We start from the raw sequence: 1,125 nt of genomic DNA, 5'->3' as shown, positions 1-1,125 counted from the left end.
GCGCACCCGGGCCTGCGGGGCAGCTAGCCGATGTCCCGCCCCCCGCTCAGCCCGGCCCGGGACGGTGCCGCGCCCGCAACCGGGCAGGACGTCCCCGCCCCACTGCAGCGCGCCCTGACCCGCTACCTGCAGCACCTGTCCCTGGAGCGCGGCCTGGCCGAGAACACGCTGGCGGCCTACCGCCGCGACCTGACCCGCTACGCCCAGGCGCTGAGCCGCCAGCGGATCGGCGATCCGGCGGGCATCACCCCGGAAGCGGTCAGCGGCTACCTGCAGCAGCTGGCCCAGGGCACCGGGGACATGCCGGGGCTCAGCGCCCGCACGGTCGCCCGGCACACGGTGGCGATCCGCCAGCTGCACAAGTTTTGGGAACTGGAGGGGCTGTGCGTGCCCAACCCGGCCCGCGACATCCAGCCGCCAAGCTTCGGTTCCTCCCTGCCCAAGGCCATCTCCATTGCCGAGGTCAGTACGATCCTGGAATCGGTGGCGACCGACACCCCGGCCGGGCTGCGCGACCGGGCACTGCTGGAGTTCCTGTACTCCACCGGCGCGCGCATCTCCGAAGTGGTCGCACTGGATGTGGACGACGTGCACTTCGCCGGCGGCCTGCAACCCGCTGCCGACCTGCAACCCTCCGCTGAGCTGCAGTCAGCCCCGAATCCCGGCAGCGCACCGGACTCCGCCGGGCAGAGCGTGGTGCGCCTGTTCGGCAAGGGCTCCAAGGAACGGGTGGTGCCGATCGGATCCTACGCGCGCAAGGCGCTCAGCGACTACCTGGTGTGTGCCCGCCCGGGGCTGGCGGCCAAGGGCAGGGGCAACCCGGCACTGTTCCTGAACCAGCGTGGTGGGCGGCTCTCCCGGCAGTCCGCGTGGATGATCCTGTCCAAGGCGGCCGAGCGGGCCGGGGTTCCCACCGAGGTTTCCCCGCATACGCTGCGCCACTCCTTCGCCACCCACCTGCTGGAGGGCGGGGCCGACGTGCGCGTGGTGCAGGAGCTGCTTGGCCACGCCTCGGTGACCACCACCCAGATCTACACCAAGGTCACCGTCGATGCGCTGCGCGAGGCGTACCTCTTTGCCCACCCCCGGGCGCGCTGAAGCCGTCTCGCCACCGCCCATCCAGAA

Annotated in this window: 1 protein-coding gene; it reads left to right on the top strand. The window is 71.9% G+C overall.

Annotated elements, in window-relative coordinates:
- The first annotated feature begins 30 nt into the window (after positions 1–30).
- Positions 31–1,098 carry a site-specific tyrosine recombinase XerD gene (locus RCJ92_RS15925; RefSeq protein WP_446755128.1) on the top strand — a complete coding sequence of 356 codons (1,068 nt, stop codon included), beginning with the start codon at positions 31–33 and terminating at the stop codon, positions 1,096–1,098.
- Positions 1,099–1,125: the final 27 nt, after the last annotated feature.

Source organism: Glutamicibacter sp. BSL13, assembly GCF_052928425.1.
Note: the sequence above shows the minus strand (reverse complement) of the source record. Positions and strands in the feature narration are given on the sequence as shown.